Genomic DNA, 5,069 nt, shown 5'->3' with positions numbered 1-5,069 from the left:
TTCTCGAAATTTTTAAAATATCAATCTAAAGATGTTTTTAAAATTTTGGGAAATAAAGAACAAAAAATCTAATATTTATCTTACTTTTGAAAATAACTAACCGTTGCGTTAGAAACTTGAAACCGCCTAAAACAACGCTCCGTCTAAAGAAAAAACAAATTTCAACACCTTAAAAAATCTAAATTCTTATCTTTACAGATTGAAAATTTTATGTAAAGAGAAATAATGAACAAAACGAAAAGTGCTCCAATAGACAAAATAAATAAGCCAATTCAAAAATTCATAAAAAACGAAAAAGCAGGTGGAATTGTACTCGGAATTAGTGTAATTATCGCTCTAATTTTAGCCAACTCACCCCTATCTCACTCGTATCATCATTTTTTTGAACACAAATTAGGTTTCCTATTTGACGGAAGAACTTATTTAGAATACAGCATTCACCATTGGATAAATGACGGACTGATGGCTATTTTCTTTTTTGTGGTTGGATTAGAACTAAAGAGAGAAATTATAGCAGGAGAATTATCCAATCCTCGAAAAGCAATGCTTCCGATTGCGGCAGCAATCGGAGGAATGCTTGTTCCTGCATTAATTTATTTGGTATTAAATCCAACTGGAGAAGTACATAGTGGTTGGGGAATTCCGATGGCTACAGATATTGCTTTTGCTTTGGGAGTTTTGTATTTATTAGGTAACAGAATTCCATTAGGTTTGAAAGTTTTCCTAACAGCTCTTGCAATTGTTGATGATTTGGGAGCCGTTTTGGTTATTGCATTTTTTTATACTTCAGATATTTCGATGATGAGCTTGCTTATAGGATTAGCATTTCTTTTAGCAATGTATATTGGCAATAAAATGGGTGTCAGAAGTGTACTTTTCTATGCAATATTAGGTATTGGAGGCGTTTGGACTTCATTTTTGTTATCGGGAGTTCACGCAACAATTGCAGCAGTTTTGGCAGCATTCACAATTCCAGCTGATGTAAAAATCAAAGAAAATATTCTGATTGCAAGAATTAAAAAACATCTTGCTCAATTTACTGCGGCTGACCCTAATGATAAAATTCCTACATTGACCAATGAACAACTTCATATTTTAGAAAAAGTATCTTCGGATACGGAACAAGCTATACCACCATTACAAAAGTTGGAACACGCAATGCATCCATTTGTATCATTTATTATTATACCGATTTTTGCCTTGGCTAATGCAGGAGTTTCGGTTTTGGATATTGAAATGGAACAATTATTCAATACCAATGTAGCTATTGGAGTGGCTCTGGGACTATTGGTTGGAAAAGTTGTGGGAGTAGTTGGCTTTACTTGGTTGGCTGTAAAGTTTAGGGTTGCTCCATTTCCAGATGGAATGAATCTGAAAAACCTTTTAGGATTGGGCTTATTGGCTTCCATTGGATTTACAATGTCACTGTTTGTAACCGAATTGGCATTCTCACACGAAGAATATAAAGTACAAGCAAAAGTTGGAATTTTTGTAGCTTCTATCATTGGTGGAATACTGGGATATATGGTTTTAAGCAGACAAAAACCCAAAAAAGAAGCCTAATGAAAAAGTTGTTAGAAAATCCATTATTAACCAAAATATTATATGGACTATATATTGTAGTACTGTTTATTTTGATATTGGATTATGGCTTTAGATTACCTCTGTGGGCAGAAAAATCTATACTATTTTTTTACGTTGTGTTATTGTCTATTGCTGTTTTTATTACCACAAGTAAATATATCTTTCAAAAAAAGAAGATTGTACTTAATATTTTTATTTTTGACTTCTTAAGTGTACTTTTTGTCCTTTATTGTATTTATAAACAATTTGAAATCAGCTCAATAGCTATTTCAGATTGGTTAAGATTTGCTATTATTCTAAAACTCATCAGAGAATTTGCCACGCCAAAAATAAATTACAAACGTTCTGTTCTCAATCCTGCACAGCTTTTCATTATTAGTTTTATGGGACTGGTTTTGATAGGAGCATTATTGTTGATGCTACCGACTGCAACTTATAATGGGATTTCATTTATTGATGCATTATTTACCTCTACAAGTGCGGTTTGTGTAACGGGATTAATAGTAGTGGACACCAGTAGTTTTTTTACGCCTTTCGGACAAAGTTTGATTATGTTGCTGATACAGGCAGGAGGTTTGGGAATACTGACTTTTGCAAGTTATTTCAGCTATTTTTTTAAAGGCGGTGCTACTTATGAAAACCAAATTGCGTTGAGTGATATTTCAAGTTCTAATAAAATTGGGGAAGTATTTACTACTTTAAAACGAATTTTAGGCATTACCTTTTTTATTGAATTTGTAGGAGCAGTTTTTATCTACATCAACATTGACAAGGAGCTTATTCCATCTTTTATGGATAGAATATTTTTTTCTGCATTTCATTCTATTTCTGCATTTTGTAATGCAGGATTTTCCACTTTACCCAATGGAATGATGCAGGAAGGTTTTGTAACAAACTATCCGTTACAATTGATTATCATTGTCATTTTTGTATTTGGAGGTTTAGGATTTCCGATTGTTATCAATATACTTCGTTATCTCAAACATTTCATCAAAAGATACATTCTTTGGTTTGCGTCTGGTAAAGACAATTACAAACCTTGGATTTTGACATTGAGTAGTAAAATAAATCTTATTACTACTTTTTCATTAATGATTGTAGGAACGGGCATCATTTATGCAAAAGAATATTACAATACACTCAACGGACACGAAGGTTTTGGAAAATTTGTAACAGCATTATTTACAGCTACTACACCAAGAACAGCAGGTTTCAATTCTATAGATTTTAGTCAGTTACACTTTTCATCCGTCATCATTATCATTTTTTTAATGTGGATTGGAGCTTCTCCTGCATCTACAGGTGGAGGTATCAAAACAAGTACATTTGCCATTGCTACACTTAACTTTTTCAGTTTAGCAAAAGGTAAAGATAAAATCGAAATTTGGAGAAGAGAAATAGCAGATATTTCTGTAAGAAGAGCCTTTGCAACAATGGCACTTTCATTGGTTGTAATAGGTTTTGGAGTGTTTTTAATTGCTCATTTTGATGCACATATCAAGCTATTGGATATTGCTTTCGAGTGTTTTTCAGCTTATAGTACTGTTGGACTTAGTTTAGGAATTACAGGAGATTTGAGTAGCGAAAGCAAAATGGTATTAATTGGTATTATGTTTATCGGTAGAGTAACGATGCTTTCTATTTTGATTGCTTTTTTCAAGAAAGTAAAAGCCTTGAATTATCGTTATCCGACAGATGAAATTTTAATTAACTAAAAGAAAAAGAAAAATGAAATTTATAATAGTAGGATTAGGAAACTTCGGAGCTTCCTTAGCAGAAAAGCTAACACAACAAGGAAACGAAGTGATAGGAATTGACTCCCGAATGGAGAAAGTAAATGCTCTAAAAGAAAAAATTTCGCACACCATTTGTATGAACGCAACAGATGAAGAAACGGTTGCGGATTTACCATTGCAAAACACAGATATAGTGATGGTTTGTATTGGAGAAGACCAGGGAACAAATGTAATGGTAACGGCACTTTTCAAAAATCTTGGTGTAAAAAGACTGATAAGCAGGTCTATCAATCCATTACACGAAAACGTTTTAAGAGCCATCGGAGTAGATGAAATCGTAAGACCCGAAGAAGAAACTGCTGAACGTTGGGCTAAAAAATTGTGTTTAAATGGCATTATAGATTCATTTGAACTAAACAAAAACTACAGTATTGTTGAGGTGAAAACGCCTGAATATTTTATTGGAAAATCGGTTGAAGAAATTGGTTTTAGAAAAAATTACAACATACTAATTCTCACAATTCTTAAACAAACTGTTCAGCATTCTTTTCTTGGAAAAAGCAAAAGTGTAACAACCGTTCAAGGCATTCCCGAACCTGATACAATTTTGGAAGAAGATGATATTTTGGTAATCTATGGAGCAAACAAAGAGCTAAATAAATTCGTAAAACATAAAAGTAAGGACGAATAAAGAACGCCTGCACCTAACAAGCAGTTTGGCAAAAGAGCGGAGTTAAGGCTAAGTTGAACGTTTGTACTTTTTATCCGCAAAACCATTTTTCTTTTGCTCTTTTTAGTAATTTAGCAAAAAGAAAAAATGGTTTTGCTTACGGTAGTACTAAATTGGAAGTTTCGGCTTCGATTTTCCGCTCCTTCGCCAAGCTGCCGAACCGTTATGTGCCATGAGGCCAAAATTCATAGAAAAATAAGACTAGAATAAAAACATGAAAAGAATTATAATACTAGCTTTATTATCAATCACAATTATTTCGTGTAATGACAATTTAATTGGAAAAAATTACGAATTAGATTATAATCCAAATGAAGAAATTAATTTAATAAACAAACAAAAATCAGAAAATGGATATGATGTAATTTCAATTAGTGGACATATACTTTTTTACGGACACTCTAACGAATATATTATTGTTATTCAAAAACCTCAAGATAGTATTTATAATTTTAAAGAAAACTTAAATCATGATCAGATGATGAAAAAAGTTTTTGAAAGCAATTTTATTCAATTTTGGATTTTAGAAATTAAAAAAGACCGATTATTCGGACCTTTTCAAAAAAGTGAATATTTAGAAAAAAGAAAAGAACTTGGAATTCCTGATAATCTTAAAATAAATTACTCTACAAAAGAATTTTATTTAAAAGATCAAAGAAATGATATACAATACATAAATCCTGATTCTGATGTTGTAGACATTAAAAACTTAAAAGGAAATATGTCAAAATAAAAAAAAACACAGCACATAACAGCGGTTTGGCGCCATTGCTTGTTTCAGGAATATTTGGAAAAAATTCCGTTTTTTCCAAATGGGTTTTGTACTTGCAAACTTTTAGCTAAATTTACGCAACGGCAAGCCAAGCCGGCGGGACGTTGTGCGATATTATTTCGCCGATTCAGACATCTAACGCAACAAATGTTAAAAAAATTAACATTTTTGCATTATGAAAAACAACTATAAAAGGCTTCAATTTGAAGAACGAATTGAGATTGAAAAAATGCTTAATCAACACTTT

General features: G+C 32.1%; 4 protein-coding genes. All 4 read left to right on the top strand.

The genetic code is table 11. From position 1 onward, the window contains the following. The first annotated feature begins 225 nt into the window (after window positions 1–225). The 4 genes from nhaA to NAT50_RS12225 all read left to right on the top strand — a co-directional run bounded on the left by nhaA (window position 226) and on the right by NAT50_RS12225 (window position 4,783). Window positions 226–1,563, top strand: coding sequence for a Na+/H+ antiporter NhaA (nhaA, locus tag NAT50_RS12240; RefSeq protein ID WP_250593514.1), 1,338 nt, complete (start codon window positions 226–228; stop codon window positions 1,561–1,563). Then, a complete protein-coding gene (locus tag NAT50_RS12235) occupies window positions 1,563–3,299 on the top strand; it encodes a TrkH family potassium uptake protein (RefSeq protein WP_250593513.1) in 1,737 nt (578 codons plus the stop codon). The genes nhaA and NAT50_RS12235 overlap by 1 nt, the downstream gene beginning before the upstream one ends. Window positions 3,300–3,312: 13 nt before the next feature. Further along, window positions 3,313–4,011, top strand: coding sequence for a potassium channel family protein (locus NAT50_RS12230; protein ID WP_250593512.1), 699 nt, complete (start codon window positions 3,313–3,315; stop codon window positions 4,009–4,011). Between the two features lie 253 nt (window positions 4,012–4,264). Further along, window positions 4,265–4,783 (top strand): DUF3997 domain-containing protein, encoded by a 519-nt coding sequence (locus NAT50_RS12225; protein WP_250593511.1) that lies wholly within the window; start codon window positions 4,265–4,267, stop codon window positions 4,781–4,783. The last annotated feature ends 286 nt before the right edge of the window (window positions 4,784–5,069 follow it).

Origin of the sequence: Flavobacterium luminosum, assembly GCF_023635005.1 — a bacterium.
Lineage (GTDB): Bacteria > Bacteroidota > Bacteroidia > Flavobacteriales > Flavobacteriaceae > Flavobacterium > Flavobacterium luminosum.
Note: the sequence above shows the minus strand (reverse complement) of the source record. Positions and strands in the feature narration are given on the sequence as shown.

Excerpts from the sequence above, each read along its gene's own strand:
- NAT50_RS12230 (WP_250593512.1), top strand. The coding sequence starts at position 3,313 with ATGAAATTTATAATAGTAGGATTAGGAAACTTCGGAGCTTCCTTAGCA.
- NAT50_RS12225 (WP_250593511.1), top strand. The coding sequence starts at position 4,265 with ATGAAAAGAATTATAATACTAGCTTTATTATCAATCACAATTATTTCG.
- NAT50_RS12235 (WP_250593513.1), top strand. The coding sequence starts at position 1,563 with ATGAAAAAGTTGTTAGAAAATCCATTATTAACCAAAATATTATATGGA.
- nhaA (WP_250593514.1), top strand. The coding sequence starts at position 226 with ATGAACAAAACGAAAAGTGCTCCAATAGACAAAATAAATAAGCCAATT.